The sequence below is a fragment of the Pseudarthrobacter sulfonivorans genome (assembly GCF_014712225.1).
Lineage (GTDB): Bacteria > Actinomycetota > Actinomycetes > Actinomycetales > Micrococcaceae > Arthrobacter > Arthrobacter sulfonivorans.
In genome coordinates this window covers 60210-79630 of the sequence record NZ_JACXBW010000013.1, presented here as the reverse complement: position 1 = coordinate 79630, position 19421 = coordinate 60210, and the positions used below count along the sequence as shown (strand labels likewise).

At 66.7% G+C, this 19421-nt stretch carries 13 protein-coding genes and 1 pseudogene; 12 read left to right on the top strand and 2 right to left on the bottom strand.

Annotated features, from left to right (window positions below):
• Window positions 1–185: 185 nt before the first annotated feature.
• Window positions 186–1649 carry an amino acid permease gene (locus IAQ70_RS16455; protein WP_190990398.1) on the bottom strand — a complete coding sequence of 488 codons (1464 nt, stop codon included), beginning with the start codon at window positions 1647–1649 and terminating at the stop codon, window positions 186–188.
• A 157-nt stretch (window positions 1650–1806) separates the two neighbouring features.
• Here IAQ70_RS16455 and IAQ70_RS16450 point away from each other — a divergent pair, with 157 nt between their 5' ends.
• The 4 genes and pseudogenes from IAQ70_RS16450 (at window position 1807) to IAQ70_RS16435 (ending at window position 5557) form a co-directional block, all read left to right on the top strand.
• Window positions 1807–2721, top strand: a complete 915-nt coding sequence (locus IAQ70_RS16450) for a LysR substrate-binding domain-containing protein (RefSeq protein ID WP_190990397.1) — start codon at window positions 1807–1809, stop codon at window positions 2719–2721.
• A gap of 191 nt (window positions 2722–2912) precedes the next feature.
• Window positions 2913–3338, top strand: coding sequence for an aspartate 1-decarboxylase (gene panD, locus IAQ70_RS16445; RefSeq protein WP_190990396.1), 426 nt, complete (start codon window positions 2913–2915; stop codon window positions 3336–3338).
• Window positions 3339–3389: 51 nt separating this feature from the next.
• Window positions 3390–4316: an AEC family transporter gene (locus IAQ70_RS16440; protein ID WP_190990395.1), complete on the top strand. Its 927-nt coding sequence runs from the start codon at window positions 3390–3392 to the stop codon at window positions 4314–4316.
• A gap of 33 nt (window positions 4317–4349) precedes the next feature.
• Window positions 4350–5557: pseudogene (locus IAQ70_RS16435) on the top strand (FAD-dependent oxidoreductase).
• Between the two features lie 31 nt (window positions 5558–5588).
• Here IAQ70_RS16435 and IAQ70_RS16430 read toward each other — a convergent pair.
• Window positions 5589–8228, bottom strand: a complete 2640-nt coding sequence (locus IAQ70_RS16430; protein ID WP_190990394.1) for a trehalase-like domain-containing protein — start codon at window positions 8226–8228, stop codon at window positions 5589–5591.
• Window positions 8229–8467: 239 nt separating this feature from the next.
• Between IAQ70_RS16430 and IAQ70_RS16425 the strand changes: the two genes are divergently transcribed.
• The 8 genes from IAQ70_RS16425 to IAQ70_RS16390 all read left to right on the top strand — a co-directional run bounded on the left by IAQ70_RS16425 (window position 8468) and on the right by IAQ70_RS16390 (window position 19299).
• Window positions 8468–9793, top strand: a complete 1326-nt coding sequence (locus IAQ70_RS16425) for an ABC transporter substrate-binding protein (protein WP_190990393.1) — start codon at window positions 8468–8470, stop codon at window positions 9791–9793.
• Between the two features lie 45 nt (window positions 9794–9838).
• Window positions 9839–10792 (top strand): carbohydrate ABC transporter permease, encoded by a 954-nt coding sequence (locus tag IAQ70_RS16420; protein WP_190990392.1) that lies wholly within the window; start codon window positions 9839–9841, stop codon window positions 10790–10792.
• The gene (locus tag IAQ70_RS16415) at window positions 10789–11736 is read left to right on the top strand and encodes a carbohydrate ABC transporter permease (protein WP_190990391.1); all 948 of its coding nucleotides are present in this window, start codon (window positions 10789–10791) and stop codon (window positions 11734–11736) included. The genes IAQ70_RS16420 and IAQ70_RS16415 overlap by 4 nt, the downstream gene beginning before the upstream one ends.
• Window positions 11737–11738: 2 nt before the next feature.
• Window positions 11739–13844: a beta-galactosidase gene (locus IAQ70_RS16410; RefSeq protein ID WP_317983687.1), complete on the top strand. Its 2106-nt coding sequence runs from the start codon at window positions 11739–11741 to the stop codon at window positions 13842–13844.
• 9 nt (window positions 13845–13853) lie between these two features.
• Window positions 13854–14663: a DeoR/GlpR family DNA-binding transcription regulator gene (locus IAQ70_RS16405; protein ID WP_190990390.1), complete on the top strand. Its 810-nt coding sequence runs from the start codon at window positions 13854–13856 to the stop codon at window positions 14661–14663.
• 103 nt (window positions 14664–14766) lie between these two features.
• On the top strand, window positions 14767–16959 hold the full coding sequence (locus tag IAQ70_RS16400; protein WP_223860211.1) for an alpha-galactosidase: 2193 nt from the start codon (window positions 14767–14769) through the stop codon (window positions 16957–16959).
• A gap of 1 nt (window position 16960) precedes the next feature.
• Window positions 16961–18091 (top strand): galactose-1-phosphate uridylyltransferase, encoded by a 1131-nt coding sequence (gene galT / locus IAQ70_RS16395; protein WP_190990388.1) that lies wholly within the window; start codon window positions 16961–16963, stop codon window positions 18089–18091.
• Between the two features lie 182 nt (window positions 18092–18273).
• Complete coding sequence (locus IAQ70_RS16390) at window positions 18274–19299, top strand: DUF808 domain-containing protein (protein WP_190990387.1); 1026 nt, start codon at window positions 18274–18276, stop codon at window positions 19297–19299.
• The last annotated feature ends 122 nt before the right edge of the window (window positions 19300–19421 follow it).

Below are 19421 nucleotides of genomic sequence, written 5' to 3'. Positions count from 1 at the left end.
CCCAACGCTCTCTCACTTAATGCGGTTTTTGGGGCCACCCTCTCTCACTTAACGCAGGAAAAACGGGAACGCTCTCTCACTTTCTTCAAGAAAGTGAGAGAGCGTCCCGTGAAAGCCGACATTAAGTGAGAGAGCGTCCCGAAAAAATGGCGTTAAGTGAGAGAGCGTCCGAGTGCAGGGGCGGGTCAGGCGAGGGGGCGGTGCATCTCCACGGCCTCGTCGTGGCGCGGACTGTTGGGGTTCATCAGCGAGTGCTTGCGGCCGTAGAAGAAATAGATCGCCAGCCCCACAATCAGCCACACGACGAACCGCAGCCAGGTCTCCCAGTGCAGCTGCACCATCAGGAACGCCGAGGCGAGCATGCCGAAGAGCGGCACCACGGGCATAAACGGCAGCCGGAAGGTGCGCGGGGCGTCGGGCTTCTTGTAGCGGAAAATGATCACGGAGAGACAGACGACGACGAACGCGGCCAGGATGCCGATGTTTGTCAGGTCGGCAACGGCCTTGATCGGGAAAACTCCGGCCAGCAGCGCCGAAGCCACGCCCGCGATCCAGGTGACGCGCTGCGGGGTGCCGTGCCGGTCGGTTTTGGCAAACCAGCCGGGCAGCAGCCCGTCGCGGCTCATCGAGAACCAGACGCGGGTGACGCCGAGCAGGAAGGTCAGCATGACGGTGAGGATGGACAGCACGGCAAAGACGGAGATTATCGTGGCGATCACCGGCAGGCCCACACCGTTGAAGGCGGAGGCGAAGCCCGCCTTGGGGTCAATGTCCTGGTAGTTCTGCATGCCGGTGAGGACCAGCGTGGCCGCGACGTAGAGCAGCATGGCCACAACCAGGGACAGGATGATCGCCTTCGGCATGTGCTTCTTGCCATCGGTGGCTTCCTCCGCCGCCGTGCTCATCGCGTCGTAACCAAATACGGCAAAGAACACGGTTGCAGAGCCGGCCAGCACCGGACCGAACCCGCTGGGCATAAACGGGTTGTAGTTGTTGGTGTTGATGTAGAAGATGCCCAGGCCGATGATGAACAGGATCAGGACGACCTTGATGGCGACGGCGACGAGCTCGAAGCGGCCGAAGGTCTTGGTGCCGCGGGAGAGGATCCAGGTCACGAGCAGGCACACGACAATCGCGGGGATGTTGACGATGCCGCCCGTGCCCTCATCCGGCGTCGAGGTCATCCAGACGGGCATGTGTACGCCGATGCCGGAGAGGAACGCGTCGAAGTAGCCGGAAATGCCGATGGCCACCACCGCCACGATGGCGATGTATTCCAGCAGCAGGTCCCAGCCGATAAACCAGCCGATGACTTCGCCCAGAGCCACGTACCCGTAGGTGTACGCCGAGCCCGCCCGGGGGATCATGCCCGCGAATTCGGCGTAAGACAGGGCGGCCGCCGCGGACGCCAGCCCCGCAATCAGGAAGGAGAACAACACCGCGGGGCCTACCCCGGGCTCCGTCTCGCTGCCATGGGCGACCAGTCCGGCCAGGGAAAAGATGCCGACGCCGATGATGCCGCCGACGCCGATGGCAGTCAGCTGCCAAAGCCCGAGGGATTTGAACAGTCCACTGTGCTTGTTTTCTTCTTCGATATCGTCGATGGGCTTGCGCCGCATAATCGACTGGCTCATGTCTCGTGTGCTCATCAGGAACTCCTGCGTGGGGTGCGGCCCCATGACGGTGCCCATCGGGAACGGGCTGTGACGGGGGTAACTCAGGTACACCAGTATGCAAGCAGTCTTTGCGTTAGATAAAGTGAATCTTTCTAACCAATATCCATTAGATTCGTCAAGGAATGTGGCCATGCTCGATGTCCGTCGCCTCAGGCTGCTCCGCGAACTGAAAATCCGGGGGACGCTGGCGGAGGTCGCGGAGGCACTGCAGTACAGCCCGTCGTCGGTCTCGCAGCAACTGGCCCTGCTCGAAAAGGAAGTGGGCGTGGAGCTGCTCCGGAAAACCGGACGCCGGGTCCAGCTGACACCGCAGGCGGAAGTCCTCGTGGCGCATACCGCCCAGCTGCTTGAAACCCTGGAACAGGCCGAGGCAGACCTGGCGGCGTCGCTGACCACTGTCACCGGAACTGTCCGGATCGCCGTCTTCCAGTCCGCGGCGCTGGCCCTGATGCCGGGCACCCTGACGCGGATGACGGCGGAGTACCCGGAGGTGCGGATCGAGATGACGCAGCGGGAGCCGGAAACCGCCCTGCACGAGACCTGGGCGCGCGACTTCGACCTGGTGATTGCCGAACAGTATCCGGGCCACGCCGCACCAAGATATCCGGAGCTGGACCGCGTCAAACTGACCACCGACGCCATCCGGCTCGCCGTTCCACCGGCGTCCGACGGCGGACCCGCCATCCGCTCCCTCGAAGACACTGCAGCCCTCCCGTGGGTCATGGAGCCCCGCGGCGCCGCCTCCCGGCACTGGGCGGAGCAGGCCTGCCGGACCGCGGGATTCGAGCCCGATGTGCGGTTCGAAACGGCCGATCTCCAGGCGCAGATCAGGCTGATCGAGTCCGGCAATGCCGTGGCCCTGATGCCGGACCTCGTCTGGACCGGCCGCGGCACCACCGCCCAACTGCTGGAGCTGCCCGGCGATCCGCACCGCACCGTGTTTACGTCCGTGCGCCGCTCCAGCGCGCAGCGGCCCGCCATCCTCGCCGCCCGGGAGACGCTCGCCGCCACGGCCGCGTCAGTCGGCGGACCGCCGGGGCAGTAGGCGAACCGCCGCGTCAGTCGGCGGACCGCCGGGGCAGTGACGGACGACGGCGCCCGGCCGCCCGCCGTCGTCCGTTCCTGTTTTGTGCGTTCCTGTTCAGTGCGTTACCGTTTTGTGCGTTCCTGCTTGGTGCGCTCCTGTTTGGTACGTCACAGCGCAACCCGGGAGGGCGGCGATAGACTGGACACCTTATGAATCGCACAATCTTCAAGTCCAAGATCCACCGGGCCACCGTCACGCACGCCGACCTCCACTACGTAGGTTCGGTCACCGTTGACCTGGACCTCCTCGATGCTGCCGACATTCTTCCCGGCGAGCTCGTGGCCATCGTGGACGTCACCAACGGTGCGCGCCTGGAAACCTACACCATCGCCGGCGAGCGCGGCTCGGGCGTGATCGGCATCAACGGCGCCGCTGCGCACCTGATGCACGAGAATGACATCGTCATCCTTATCACCTATGCCCAGATGACCACGGAAGAGGCCAAGGCCTATGATCCGAAGGTTGTCCACGTGGACAGGGACAACAAAATCGTCCAGATCGGAAACGATCCTGCCGAGGGCCACACCCCCGGCCTGATGCGACCGCCGTTCGCACTCAATAACGCCACGGCCTAGCCGGAGCGTGAGTCCCGGCACACCCCGCCTCCGCGCCCTCGGAGGCTTCTCTTGGTAGGCGTGCTGCAGGGCTTTTTTGTGGTCTGGTTCATCATCATGGTGGGCTGGTTCGTGGGCCGGCAACGGATCCTGGGCGACAACGCCCGCCAGGTCCTCAGTGCCCTCACGTTTTTTGTGGCCAGCCCCGCCCTCCTGTTCGAGACCCTGAGCAAGGCACAACTGCGGGAAGTCTTCGCCGAACCCCTGCTGGTCACCGCGGTGGCAGCCATCGCCAGCGCTTTGATGTTCTTCAGCATCGTGAAGTTCATCCTGAAGCGGGCTTTGCCGGAGGCGCTGATGTCCTCAATGGCGGCGTCCCTGGCCAACTCCGCCAACCTGGGCATCCCCATCGCCGTGTACGTCCTGGGCGACGCCAGTTATGTGGCGCCGTTGCTGATCTTCCAGCTGGCTTTCTTCACCCCGCTCTTCCTGATGATCCTGGACGCCAGCACCAGCAGCCACCGCACCACGCCATTGGGCTTCATCTTCATGATCCTCCGGAACCCGATGATTGTTGGGTCCGCGCTGGGCCTGCTGGTGGCCGGAATGAACTGGCAGGTGCCGGCCCTGGTCCTGGAGCCCATCCACCTGATCGGCGGTGCGGCCATCCCGGCGATGCTGATCGCGTTCGGCATGAGCCTCCACGGCAGCCGCCCCCTGCAGGCCGCCGCTGCAAGGCGGCTGGACACCATCCTGGCCAGCGCCTTCAAACTCGTTATCCAACCGGCCATTGCCTACGTTTTTGCCCGCTTCGTGCTGGGGCTCGAAGGCCAGGCCCTGTTCGCAGTGGTGGTGGTTTCTTCCCTCCCGACGGCGCAAAATGTCTTTGTTGCCGCCAGCCGCTACTCCACCGGCCTCACCGTGGCCAAGGACACCGTGCTGATCACTACGGTGGTGGCGGTACCCGCCATGATCTGCGTCGCCCTGCTGCTGAACTGACCCTGAGTGAACCGGCCGAACCTGAGGAGCCACATGGGAACAATCCTTGACACTGTTGTGATCGGCGGCGGAGCCATGGGCTCCGCCGCCGCCTGGGCGTTGGCCCGCCGGGGCCGGCAGGTCACCCTGCTCGAACAGTTCGGACCGGGCCACCACAACGGGGCTTCGCACGGCAGCACCAGGAACCTGAACCCGGGGTACTACCGGCCGGAGTACGTGGCCATGCTGGCCGAGGGGCTGGCCCTTTGGGATGAGCTCGAGCAGGACAGCGGCGAGCGGCTGCTCACCCGGACGGGGATCGTCAACCATGGTCCTGATCCGCGGCTACCGCTGGTGGAGGCCGCCCTCACGGAGGCGGGCATCCGGGCTGAATCGCTCCGTCCGGAGGAAGCGGCCGGGCGGTGGCGGGGCATCCGGTTCGACCAGCAGGTGCTTTATATGCCCGACGGCGGCCAGCTGAACCCGGAGGCCGCGCTCCCCGCCTTCCAGCGGCTGGCCGCTGCCCGCGGCGCCGAGATCCGCCACCACACCAAGGTGCTGGACCTGGAAATCATGGACGACGGCGTCCGGCTCACCATGGAGGTAGGCGGCGCAGAGAACGGCGGCGGCGGGATGGGACACGGCGGGACAGGCGGCGGCGGGACGGGCGGCTCCGGCGCAACCGGCACGATCGAGGTGGTCACCGCCGCGCAGGCAGTGGTGACTGCCGGCGCCTGGACGGCGAAACTGCTGTCCGCGGCGGCCGGAAGCCGGAAGCTGAGGATTCCCCGGCTGAGGGTCACGCAGGAACAGCCGGCGCACTTCCGGGTAGCCGACGACCAGGCTGTGTGGCCCGGCTTCAACCACACTCCCGGACCCGGTGCGGACTACAAGGACTGGTACTCACCGGTCTACGGGATGCAGACCCCGGTGAGGGCATCAAGGCCGGCTGGCACGGCGTTGGCCCCGAAGTGGACCCGGACAGGCGGTCCTTCCTCCCCGAACCCGTCCAGCTCGCCGCGCTGCAGGACTATGCCCGGACCTGGCTGCCCGGGGTTGACGCCGATTCCTTCCAGGCCATCAGCTGCACGTACACCACCACACCGGACGAAGACTTCATCCTTGACCGGATCGGCCCCGTCGTTATCGGTGCGGGCTTCTCCGGCCACGGCTTCAAGTTCACCCCGGTGGTGGGACGGATCCTCGCCGACCTCGCCACCGGCACCCGGCCTGCACCGCAGATCTTCTCGGCATCCCGGTAGGTTCCGCGTCGCGGCAGGCGCTTCCCGGTAGCTACTGCACTCTCGCCTCAGGCCTGTGCCGGTCCAGGAGCCGGGCGCAGCGGATAAAGCCCAGGTGGGAGTAGGCCTGCGGGTGGTTCCCGAGGTGCGTTTCGGTGCCGGGATCGTACTCCTCCGGCAGCAGCCCGGTGGGACCAAACAGGTTCACGAGCTGGTCGAACAGGTCCCAGGCTTCGTCGATCCTGCCCACCGCGACGTACGCCTCGATAAGCCACGTGGTGCAGATGTGGAAGCCGCCCTCCAAACCCGGCAGGCCGTCGTCGTACCTGTACCTGAACACGGTGGGTCCCACCCGGAGTTCGCGTTCCACGGCCGTGACCGTGTCCAGGAAGCGCCGGTCGGTGACGTCCAACAGGCCGGACAGCCCGATGTGCAGGACGGCCGCGTCCAGGTCGGGGCTGTCGTAGGCGACGGTGTAGGAGCGCGCCGAGTCATCCCAGCCCTCCCGCAGGACCTCCTCGCGGATGGCCTGTGCCGTGGGTTCCCAGGCGGGGTCCGGCGTCCTGCCGTGCCGGGCAGCCGTCCGGAGGGCCCGGTCCAGCGTCACCCAGCACATCACCTTGCTGTACACGTGGTGCCGGGGCGGGCGCCGGGCTTCCCAGATGCCGTGGTCCGGCTCATGCCAGCGGGCCAGCACAGCGGAGGCCAGCTTCACCATCAGTTCCCAATGGTCGTCTGCCAGGGCGCCGTTCCGATCGCTGAGCGCGGCGATGAGTTCGGCGACGGGCCCAAAGACGTCCAGCTGGACCTGGTGGTCTGCGGCGTTCCCGATCCGGACCGGACGGGAGCCCGCGTATCCGGGCAGGCTGTCGATGATGGCTTCGGTGGACAGCTGCGCCCCCGTGACCGAGTACAGCGGATGCAGCCATTCCGGGCCGGGCGCGTGCGCGAGGATCCGGCCCAGCCATTCCAGGAACCCGAAAGCCTCCGCCGTGGAGCCTAAGTCCACCAGTGCATGCACCGTCATGGAACCGTCCCGCAGCCAGCAGTACCGGTAGTCCCAGTTTCGCGTTCCGCCAATCCCCTCCGGCAGCGATGTGGTGGGGGCAGCCAGCACGGCACCGGTTGGCTCATGAACCAGGGCGCGCAACACCAGCGCGGAGCGGCGGACCAGTGACGGCTTCACCGCCGGCAGCTCCAGATCCTGGACCCAGCGGCGGGAGTGCAGGGCCACGCCGGCACGCCGGTCCACCTCGCCGTCCGGATCCGCGGCGCGGGGCTCGGTGTCCCCGCACCGCAGATTGAGGACCACCGGGCCGTCCTGCAGGTTCACCGTGGCTGTCGCCGTAGCGTGCCGGCCGTCAGAGGTGATCACGAACCTGGCGCCCGGCGCCGAAAGGACAATGGGATCGGCCGTGCCCACGATATGCAGCTCGTCGTCGCGGGCCTCCATGCTGAACGGCGCGTTGGCGTAGTCCGGCCGTGGCGCAAAAACAATCCTCGCTGCGCCGGCGCCGGAGAGCACCCGGACCAGGCTGGTGATCCCTTCCGGAGCCGGTTCCAGGTAGTCCGTGACGGTCACGTCCGCCCACCGGGTTTCCACAATCATGGTGCTGTCCACATACCGCTGGCCCAGGACCTGCGAAGTCTTAACCGGTTCCACGGAGAAGTGCCCGGCTGCATCCCCGCCGAGGATGTGGGCGAACAGCGAACCTGAATCCGGTAGCGGGTGGCTCATCCAGCAGACCTTTGCGTCCGGGGTGAGCAACGCAGTTGAGGTTCCGTTGCCGATCAGGGTGTGCCGTTCGAGTCCAACTGCGTCCTCGCCGAACAGCCAGGCGCGCCTGAGCTCGAAAAGGATGGCGAGGACCCGGGCAAATGATTCCGGGTCCCGCAGGCGGTGCGCGGCACCCGTATCCCCCGGCCCCACGTGCAGGCCAAGGTCCGGGCCGCGGAGGGTGGCGATGGCCAGTTCATCGCTGTACGCATCGCCGGCGTAGAGTGCAGCGCTGGCGCCAAGCCGTGACCGCAGGCTTTCCAGGGCGTCCGCCTTGGACGGCTCCACCACCGAGAGATCCAGTACGGAACCGTCCAGGATGAAGAACAGACCGTGGGCCCGGGCGATGTCCCGCGCAGTGTCCGTTACGGACGCCACAACATCCGGCGCCGCCGGACGGGTGTGCACGGAGACAGCAACGGGCTTGCGCTCAATCCAGACACCCTCCTGGAATCCCACGGCTTCGGAGAGCGCGGTGCTGACTTTCTGCAGGGTCACCTCGGTGGCCAATGGCTGGACGTGGGCGAACTGCATGTCCGATTCGGCGCCGTGCGAGCCGATCAGGTGGACCTCCGCGGGGAGTCGGGAGACTGCGGCGAGATCACGCAGCGAGCGTCCGGAGATGACGGCGGCGTGCGTGTTGGGCAGGGCGGCCAACGCGCGCAGTGCGATGGCCGCGCTGCCCAAGGGAAGGGTTTCGGTGGAGATCCCCTCGGCGGCGCACAGAGTGCCGCCGTAGTTGCAGGCCACGAGCAGCCCGGGGACGCGGGCCAAGGCTTTGAGCTCCGCCAGCAGCGTGGGGGTGAACCCTTCATCGGCGGCATCTGACTGGACGAACGCCCGCAGCAGGCCCAATGGCAGCGACTTGGTCAGGAGCGCGGAATCAGCCACGCTCTGGTTGAACGGAGTCGGCATTTGCATAACCCTTCGAGCAGAAAACGGCCCGGAAAGGCTGCCGCCTCTTTCATGGTGCGGCCGGGCGGTTTCACTCGAATGTCCCGCTGGTTGCAGCCGTGTAACATCCCCAACCCGAATGGCGTGACCCGACTTTCCCCAATGTTCGTCTTTGCCCCTTGACGTTCCTTATTGTGCGTTTATGATAGTTATCTATGTGAGCCGCTTCACACCACCCGCACTGTTTCAAAGGAGAAATCATGACCATGCACGAAGACGCGTTGCGCCGGGCTTCAAGCCAGGGCGGGTGGGACAGGAGGACGCTGCTGAAGACGTTTGGTGCGGGCGCGCTCGCCATTGCCGGCGTCCCATCGCTTGCGGCGTGCACTGGCGGCAGCGGCCCCTCAGGCGGCGCCAGCAGCGGCAGCAAGACAGTTTCTTTCGGGTCGGGTTCATCCGATGAAGTACCCAAGAACGCCTACAAGGCCGTCACCGATGCCTTCACGAAGAAGTCCGGAGTCACGGTCAACACCAACGTGGTGCCCCACAACGACTTCCAGAACAAGATCAACACCTACCTGCAGGGCAGCCCGGACGACACCTTCACCTGGTTCGCCGGCTATCGCATGCAGTACTACGCCGGCAAGGGCCTCCTGGCGCCGATCGATGACGTCTGGGAGAAAATCGGCGGCAATTATTCCGAGGCGATGAAGAAAGCGTCCACCGGCGCCGACGGCAAGATGTATTTCGTCCCGAACTACAACTATCCCTGGGGCTTCTTCTACCGGAAGAGTCTCTGGACGGAGAAGGGCTACGAGGTTCCCGCCACCTTTGACGCGCTGACCGCCCTGGCCAAAAAAATGCAGGCCGACGGCCTCATCCCGATCGAGTTCGCCGACAAGGACGGCTGGCCGGCGATGGGCACCTTCGACTACCTGAACATGCGCCTGAACGGCTACCAGTTCCACATGGACCTCACGGCACACAAGGAATCCTGGGACCAAAAGAAGGTCAGCGATGTCTTCGACACCTGGAAGGCCCTCCTGCCGTTCCAGAACCCCAACGCCCTTGGCATGACCTGGCAGGACTCCGCCAAAAACCTCGAGAACAAGAAGTCCGGGATGTATCTGCTGGGGTCTTTCCTCACCCAGCAGTACACGGACAAGACTGTCGCCGACGACATCGATTTCTTCCCCTTCCCGGAACTGGCAATGGAAGGCCGGGACGCCGTCGAGGCGCCCATCGACGGTCTCCTGCTGTCAAAGAAGGGCGGCGAGAACCAGTCCGCCCGGGACTTCCTGGCGTACCTCGGCACCCCTGAGGGACAGGACGTCTATGCATCCGTGGACGGTTCAAACATCGCCGCCGCCAAGGGAGCCGACACGTCCAAGTTCTCGCCCCTGAGCAAGAAGATGGCGGACGTCATCGCCAACGCCAAGAGCATCAGCCAGTTCTTTGACCGGGACGCACTGCCGGCCATGGCGAACAACGTCATGATCCCGGCGCTGCAGTCATTCATCAAGGACGGCAGCGTTGACGTCAAGAATCTGGAAGCCCAGGCCAAGTCCCTCTACGCCGCCCAATAGCGGACACTCGGGCCACCACCATCCGGCACTAAGGAAAATCTTCCCGTGAGTACACTTTCCAAAACGAGCCCCCGCGGGGCGCGGCGCACAGCCGCCCCCCGGGCGGGGCGGGTCCGGCGGCTCTCCCGCCGCGATAAGTGGGTCCTGAGCCTTATGGTGGGCCTGCCCACGCTGATCCAGCTGGTCCTGGTCTGGATCCCGACACTGCTGTCGGCGGCCCTGTCGTTCACCCGCTGGAACGGCCTGAGCCTGGACGACATCAAGCCCGCAGGGCTCAGCAACTACCAGTTCATCGCCGAGAACTACCCTCCGTTCTGGCCCGCCGTGCAGCACAACGTGCTCTGGTTGGTCTTCCTGGCAGTCATCGCGACGCCGCTGGGGCTCCTGCTGGCCATCCTGCTGGACCAGAACATCCGGGGCACCAAGATCTACCAGAGCATTTTCTTCACCCCCGTGATGCTTTCACTGGCATTGATCGGCGTCATCTGGCAGCTCTTCTACAACCGCGACAGCGGGCTGCTGAACTTCCTGCTCGGCACAGCGGGAACGCCGCACGCCGTGGACTGGTTCGGCGATTCCGGCGTCAATATCTGGGCCGCGCTCATCGCCGCAACGTGGCGGCACGCAGGCTACGTCATGATCCTTTACCTGGCCGGACTCAAGGGCGTCGACCCCACCCTGCGCGAAGCCGCGCAGATCGACGGCGCCAACGCGGTGCAGACCTTCTTCCGGGTGATCTTCCCGGCCATGCGCCCCGTCAACGTCATCATCATCGTGATCACCGTGATCGAGTCCCTCCGCGCCTTCGACATCGTCTACGTGATCAACCGAGGCACCAACGGCCTGGAACTCATCAGCGCCCTGGTCATCCAAAACCTGGTCGGCGAGGGTCAGGTCATCGGCGTCGGCTCGGCGCTGGCTGTCATCCTCCTTGTGATTTCCCTGGTACCCATCACGTTTTACCTGTCCCGGGCCTTCGGAAAGGACAAAGAGGCATGAGCATCACGCAGCCCACGGACGCACCCGCTGCGGGCAGTTCGCCCACCGGGCGGAGCCTCGGCATCGGGTCCGGCCGGCCGGCCCACGCCCAACGCGGCAAGCCCCACTACGGCATCCACCTGTTCCTCACAGTCCTCGCCATCATGTGGCTCATCCCCTTGGTCTGGACCATCTTCACCGCGCTGCGTCCCAAGGCAGACACGGACAAGTACGGCTATTTCAGCTTCGGCGGGTCTTTCAACTTCGACAATTTCAGCCAAGCGTGGACCCAGGGCGGTTTCGCCCAGTACGCCTGGAACTCCGCCCTGATCACCATCCCGTCCGTCATCCTTGTGCTGTTCTTTGCGTCGATGATGGCGTTCGCAGTGAGCCGGGTCAACTGGAAGTTCAACGTCACGCTCCTGATCATGTTCACCGCCGGCAACCTCCTGCCGCCGCAGGTCCTCGCCGCGCCGCTGTTCGAAATGTTCAAATTGCTGCCGCTGCCATACAGCGTCAGCGATTCCGGGAGCCTGCTCAACACCTACATCAGCGTGATCGCCGTGGACACCGCTTTCCAGATCGGCTTCGTGACCTTCGTCCTCTCCAACTACATGAAGGCGCTTTCCCCTGAGCTCACCGAGGCCGCCCTGGTGGACGGGGCCGGGGTATGGCGCCAGTACTGGAGCATCATCATGCCGCTCTGCCGCCCGGCCCTGGCCGCCATGGGCACCCTTGAGGTCATCTTCATCTATAACGACTTCTTCTGGCCGCTGCTCTTCCTGCAAAGCGGTGACCGCCTCCCGCTGACCACGGCCGTCAACAACCTCCAGGGCCAGTTCCTTTCCAACTACAACCTCATCGCCGCCGGCGCCATGATCACGGCCATCCCGGCCCTGGTGATCTACCTCCTGCTCCAGCGACACTTCGTGGCCGGTTTAACGCTCGGCTCCAGCAAAGGATAAACGTGGACAACAGCACCAACGCCCCCATGGACTACATCACCGCCCGCCTCGGCTCCGAGGGATCCCCGATGCTGGCCTTCGGCGGCGACTACAACCCCGAGCAGTGGCCCGAGGCGACATGGGAAGAGGACGTCAAGCTGATGCGTGAGGCCGGCGTCAACCTGGTCAGCGTGGGCATCTTCAGCTGGTCGCTGCTCGAACCGTCCGAGGGCGTCTACGAGTTCGGCTGGCTGGACCGGATCCTGGACCTGCTCCACGCCAACGGCGTGCGGGTTGACCTGGCAAACGCCACCGCCTCACCGCCGCCGTGGTTCAGCCACAAGTACCCTGAGTCGCTGCCGGTAACGGCCGACGGCGTGCGGCACAGTTACGGTTCCCGGCAGGCCTTCGCTGCCTCAAGCGCCGACTACCGCAGGGCAGCCGCGGCCCTCACCGAACAGATCGCCGCGCGCTACAAGGACCACCCCGCCGTCGTTATGTGGCACGTCCACAACGAGTACGGCTGCCACAACCAGCCGGACTTCTCCGACGGCGCCGCCGCCGGTTTCCGGCGCTGGCTCGAACGCCGCTACGGCAGCCTCGAGTCCCTCAACGCCGCGTGGGGCACCGCATTCTGGTCCCAGCGCTACTCGGCCTGGGAGGAAATCCTGCCGCCCCGGACCTCCGGGACCTGGATCAACCCGACCCAGCAGCTGGATTTCGCCCGCTACTCCTCTGACGAGCTGCTCGAATGCTACAAGGCTGAAGCGGCCATCATCCGCTCGCACTCCGGGCATCCCGTCACCACCAACTTCATGGGCTTCAACATGGGCCTGCACCAGCCGGTGGACTACTGGCGCTGGTCCGAGGAGATGGATGTGGTCTCCAACGACCACTACCTCATTGCCGAGGATCCGCGGAACTTCCAGGAGCTGGCGGCCACGGCGGACCTCACCCGCGGCTGGGCCAGGGGCAAGCCTTGGCTGCTGATGGAACATTCGACGTCGGCCGTGAACTGGCAGCCCCGCAACATCGCCAAAGCCCCCGGCGAGATGCTGCGCAATTCGCTGCAGCACGTGGCCCGCGGGGCTGACGGCGCGCTGTTCTTTCAGTGGCGGGCCTCGCGCGCCGGCGCCGAGAAGTTCCACTCCGGGCTGCTGCCCCATGCCGGCACCGGGACCAAAGTCTGGCGTGAAGTGGTGCAACTTGGCCAGGCGCTGCGCAGCATGGCCGAAGTCAGCGGCTCGGTGGTCACCGGGGCCTCCGGCCGGGTTGACGTCGCCATCCTGCACGACACCGATGCCCGCTGGGCATCCGAGCTGGACTCGCATCCGAGCGTCGATGCCTCGAACATTGCGGAAACGCGGCGCTGGCACGATGCGTTTTACCGTGCCGGCATCCCCACGGACTTCGCCCGGAGCACCGACGACCTCTCCGGCTACCGGCTCGTCATTGCCCCCATGCAGTACCTGCTCAGCGATGCCGGCGTGGCCAACCTGGACGGATACGTACGCTCCGGCGGCCATCTCGTGGTGTCGTATTTCTCCGGAATCGTGGACGAAAATGACCACATCAGGCTGGGCAGCTACCCCGGCGCCTTCAGCGGACTGCTGGGCGTGCAGATGGAAGAGTTCTTTCCGCTGCGGGCAGGGGAAAGCGTCCGGCTCAGCGGCTTCGGTGCCGGCAGCTGCTGGAACGAACTGGGCAGGGCCACCACCGCCGAGGTCCTCGCATCCGTGGCCGAGGGGCCGGCCACAGGTTCCCCGGCCATAACCCGCAACCGCGCCGGAAGCGGCCGCTCCTACTACGTCGCCACCACGCTCGCACCGGAGGGCCTGGGCGAACTGCTCACCATTGTGTGCGCCGACGCAGGGGTGCAGCCGCTCGTCCCGGATCTGCCCGAAGATGTGGAAGTCGCCCGGCGCAGCAAGGACGGAACCGACTGGACGTTCTGCATCAACCACGGAACCCGCGAGGTCCGGCTACCGCTGGAAGGAGTCGACCTCATCACCGGCGCCGACCTGAACGGCGGACTGGGCCTCGCGGCCGGCGCCGTCGCCGTCGTCCGTTCGCCTGCCGTCCAGCTGGTCGGCACCTCGGCAAACCAGCCTGACCACGCGAGCAGGTAAGGACTCCGCATGCTCGCCGCAGCCCGCCACTCAGCCATCCTCGCCGAGGTCCAGCGTGAGCGGATCGTCCGTGTCGCGGACCTCGCCAGGATGCTGGGCGTCTCCCTGATGACGGTGCGGCGGGACATCGAGGCCCTCGATGCGGCAGGCGCGGTGGAAAAAATCCATGGCGGGGCCAAACTGCCGGGCGGAGCCAGCACCCACGAGCCGGGTTTTGAGCTGAAGGTGACCCAGTTCAAGAACGAAAAGATGGCTATTGCGCAGGAGGCTGCCGCTCAGGTGCGCGAGGGAATGGCCGTGGGGCTCAGCGCGGGTACCACCACGTGGGCGCTGGCCCAGCTGTTGTCCGCCGGTCCGCGGATCACGGTGGTCACCAACTCGGTGCGGATTGCCAACGTGTTCCACCAGAGCACCTCGCCGTCCACCGTGATCCTGACCGGCGGCGAGCGCACGCCCTCCGACGCGCTGGTGGGCCCCTTGGCCACGTCCTCCCTCAATCAGCTGCACCTGGACGTGCTGTTCCTCGGGGTCCACGGCGTCGATGCCGACGCCGGGTTTACCACCCCGAACGTGCTTGAGGCCGAAACCGACCGGGCTTTCGTGGCGGCGGCGCGTCGCGTGGTGGTCCTGGCCGACCACACGAAGTGGGGCACGCTCGGCATCAGCACCATCGCCGCCCTCGAGGACGCCGACGAACTGATCAGCGACGACCTGCTCGGCGGCGAAGCCAGGCGCATCCTCGGCAAACGCGTGGGCCGGCTGCGGCTGGCCCCGGTCGTCGCCCCCGCCGGTGCTCCCGCCGGCGCCGCGGTCGGCTGACCGCCTGGCACCTACTACCCCACCCGACCCCACAACGCCTGGAGCTGCAGTGAACAACCCGGACCTGAATCTTGCCGCGGAAGCCCTGACCGGGGGAACCGCCCTGCCCCCGGGGCCGCTGTACCTGCGACGCTCGGGCACCGCGCTGCTCATCGATTTCAGCACCGGCGAGCCGGCCTTGTTGCACTTCGGCGCCGACCTCGGCCCGGACCTGCCGGACCTGTCGCTGCTGAATGACCCCGTCCCGCCTTCCGCCCTGGACACCCCGGTGATCCTGGGCCTGGTCCCGCAGGCTTCCTCGGGATGGCGCGGGCGTCCCGGACTCCGCGGCCACCGAAACGGCGGGGCGTTTTCCTCCCGGCTCCGGCTGGTGACCGCCGAAGCTGACCCCGGCGCCGGATCCGCCCTCATCACCCAGGCCGACCCCGACACCGGTGTCACGGTCCGAACAGAGATCCGGATCAACGACGGCGGACTGCTCCAGCTCCGCCACTCCCTGACGAACGACGGGCCGGACACCTACTTCGTCGAGGAACTGGCGGCGGTGCTGCCGGTGGGCCGCGCCGCCACGGAGGTCCTTGACCTGACCGGCCGCTGGTGCCGGGAGTCCCATCCCCAACGCCTTCCGCTGCATCAGGGCACCTGGGTCCGCTCGGGCCGGCATGGCCGGACCGGCCATGACTCCTCACTCCTGCTGGCCGCCGGCACGGCGGGGTTCGGGTACCGCCACGGGCAAGTGTGGGCCGTCCACCTGGGCTGGAGCGGCAACCACGAGAGCTTCGTCGACACTGCCGGCGACGGCCGGACCGTCATCGGCGCCTCGGAGCTGCTCGGATCGGCCGAGATCAGCCTGGCACCGAACGCCCGCTATGAGACCCCCTGGCTGTTTGCCGCCTACTCCGGCGCCGGCCTGGACGGCATCACCGACGCTTTCTACAGCTGGTTCCGCGGCCGCCCGCACCACCCGGGCTCGGCATCGGGCAAGCCCCGCCCTGTGGTGCTGAACGTCTGGGAGGCGGTGTATTTCGATCACCGGCTGCCGGTGCTGCTGGAACTTGCCCGGTCCGCCGCCAGCCTGGGCGTTGAACGCTACGTGCTCGACGACGGCTGGTTCCGCGGGCGGCGCAACGACACCGCGGGCCTCGGCGACTGGTATGTGGATGAGCAGATCTGGCCCGACGGCCTCACGCCGCTGATCGACGCCGTGACCGGCCACGGCATGGAGTTTGGCCTGTGGGTGGAACCGGAGATGATCAACGAGGACTCGGATCTCGCCCGGGCGCACCCGGACTGGATCGCCGGACCCGCTCCGCACTCAGCGGGCGGCACGGACGGCCGGCTGCCGGAACGGTGGCGGCACCAGCAGGTCCTGGATCTGGTCAACCCCGGCGCCTGGCAGTACATCTTCGACCGGCTCGACGCGCTCCTGCGGGAGAACCGGATCAGCTACCTCAAATGGGATCAAAACCGGGACCTGACCGAGATGGGCCATGCCGGCCGGCCTTCGGTCCATGCCCAGACCCGGGCTGTCTACCGGCTCCTGGACGAACTGCGCAGAGCCCACCCCGGGGTCGAGATTGAAAGCTGCTCATCAGGGGGCGCCCGCGTGGATCTCGGCATCCTGGAACGCACGGACCGGGTCTGGGGGTCGGACTGCAACGACGCCCTGGAACGGCAGACCATCCAGCGCTGGACCGGAATGGTGGTGCCGCCGGAGCTCGTCGGGTCACATATCGGGCCCACCACAAGCCACACCACCGCGCGGACCCACGACCTCTCGTTCCGGGCGGTCACCGCGATGTTTGGCCACTTCGGCCTTGAATGGGACCTCCGGCAGCTCAACGCCTCTGAGCGTGAGGAGCTCGGCCAGGCAATCGCGCTCTTCAAGAAGTACCGCGCCCTGCTGCACAGCGGCCGCATGGTGCGCGCCGATGAGCCCGATCCCACACTACGGCTGCACGGGGTCGTCGCCCAGGACGGCAGCGAAGCCCTCTACGCGCTGGTGTCCATGTCAACGTCGTTCGCCGAAGTCCCCGGGCGGGTCTGCCTGCCGGCGCTCCACCCCGAAGGCCGGTACCGCGTGGAGGCCGTCTACCCGGCACCCGACGACGGACGTACTTTTATGCAGACCGTGCCGCCGGCGTGGCTGAGCACCGGCATCGAGGCCACCGGCCGTTTCCTGGCGGCGTCGGGCCTCCCGATGCCGGTCCTCAACCCCGAACACGGTGTGCTCCTGGCCGTCCGCCGGATAAACGATGACGCCACCCCCGGCGGCCGCCCCGCAAGGAACTCCTAGCATGGACCGGATCACCAGGCGTGCCTACAAGCTCGCCGACGGACGGGACCTCATCTACTTCGACGACGCCGACACGACTCTCGGGCCGGAGCGCGGACCGGACCTCCGCGAGCCGGCCGTCCGGCCGCCCACCGCCACCATGCGCCAGGATGTCCTGACCGGCGAGTGGATCTCGATCGCGGCCGCCCGGCAGAACCGGGTGGTCCTGCCGCCCTCGCATCTGGACCCGCTGGCCCCGGCGTCGCCGGACAACCCCTCGGAAATCCCCAGCCGCTACGACGTTGCCGTCTTCGAAAACAAGTCCCCGTCGTTTGGCCCCGGACTGGTTGGCCCCGGCGATTCCGGCCCCGGAGCACCGGAGGGCCTCGATGACCTGGCCCGGATCGGCCTGGGACGCAGCCGGCAGTCAGTGGGCCGCTGCGAAGTGGTGTGCTTCTCGCCCGAACACACGGGTTCCCTCGCCGGGGTAACGCTGTCCCGGATGCGGACGGTGGTGGAGGCCTGGGCCGACCGGACGGCGGCACTGTCCGCGCTGCCCGGCGTCGAGCAGGTCTTTCCCTTCGAGAACCGCGGCGAGGCGATCGGGGTGACGCTGCACCACCCGCACGGGCAGATCTACGCCTACCCGTACATCACCCCCCGCACCGCCCAGCTGATCCGCACCATCGGGACGTACGGCGGCACCCTGTTCGAGGACATCCTCAGCTTCGAGCAGCAATCCGGGCGGGTACTGCTCCGGGGCGAGCACTGGACGGCGTTCGTCCCGTTCGCCGCGCGCTGGCCTCTTGAAGTGCACATGCTTCCCCACCGGCACGTCCCGGACCTGGCCGCGACGACGGGAGAGGAACGGGACGAGTTCTCCCGTCTGTACGGCCGGCTCCTGCGCGGAGTTGACGCCCTCTACTCGACGCCGACCCCCTACATCTCCGCGTGGCACCAGGCCCCCGTCAACGTCCACCGGGACGACGTCCGGCTGATGCTGCAACTGACATCTCCCCGCCGGGAAGAGAACAAGCTCAAGTACCTGGCCGGATCCGAAGCGGCGATGGGGGCGTTTATCGCCGACATCCCTCCGGAGACCGCCGCGGCCCGGCTTCGGGCCGCCATCGACAAGGAAGAGGCGGTCGCCTAGCCGCGACGGTGTCTGACTTGTGGGGGAAGCGCCTCGTCCCGGCACCTTGGTCCACCCCGGCGCCATCCGCCGGCATTCTCGACACGCTGCCCGCCGCCATAGACTCGGAGCATGCCAATCACGCGCCTCGACCGAGGCTTCAATGCCCAGCCGTCCGTCTCCAAGCCGCACGGGGGCCGGCCATGAGCGGCGGTCTCGTAGCCCTGCTGGACGACGTCGCGGCCCTGGCCCGCATAGCGGCCGCCTCGGTGGACGACGTCGCTGCCGGAGCCGCCAAGGCGGGGGCCAAGGCTGCCGGCGTGGTGATCGACGACGCCGCCGTTACCCCGCAGTACGTGTCCGGGGCGGACCCGTCCCGTGAACTGCCGATGATCAAGCGGATTTTCTGGGGCTCGCTTCGGAACAAGCTGCTGATCATCCTGCCGGCGCTGCTGCTCATCAGCGCCTTCATCCCGGGAGCCATCCCGTTCATCCTCATGGCCGGCGGCACCTACCTCTGCTACGAGGGCGCCGAGAAGGTCTGGCACAAGCTCCGTGGCCACCACGAGGCCGGAGAAGACGCGCCGGCCGTCGACCGGGGGCCCGAGGCAGAGGCCAAGGTCACCAAGGGCGCCATCACCACCGACTTCATCCTGTCCTGCGAGATCATGGTCATCTCGATGAACGAAGTGGCCCACGAATCCTTGTGGGTCCGGGCCCTCATCCTGGTCATCGTAGCGCTCGTGATCACGGCGCTCGTTTATGGCGCCGTCGCACTCATCGTCAAGATGGACGACATCGGCATTCACCTGGCAGCCAAGGACTCCGCGGGCTCCCAGCGGGCCGGCGAGCTGCTTGTCAGGGGGATGCCCGCCGTGCTGACCGCGATCACCCTGATCGGGACGATCGCCATGCTCTGGGTTGGCGGCCACATCATGCTGCAGGGAGCACACGACCTCGGCTGGCACGCCCCGTATGACCTGGTGCATGCCCTCGAGTCCCCTGTCGCCGGGATCGCGGCAGTGGGCGGCTTCCTCGCCTGGCTCGTCAACACCCTGTGCTCGGCCGTCCTGGGGCTCGGCTGGGGTCTGCTGGCCATGGCCATCGTGGGCCCGCTGCTCAAAGCACTGCCGTTCGGCAAAAAGAAGAGCGGCCACGAGGAAGGCGACGTCCATGCCGCAGCCGCCGACCACCGGCCGACGACGCCTAAGGTCGATCCTCCGGTTTAGCTCCTGCGCGCCGCAGAACGCGTCACTCAGGGCACACTTTTGGGGCACGACGGCGGCACGCGCCGCGTGTTTCCTGGGGAACCCGCCGTCGGGCTTTCCAAAAGGGGGCCACGCGCGAGGGC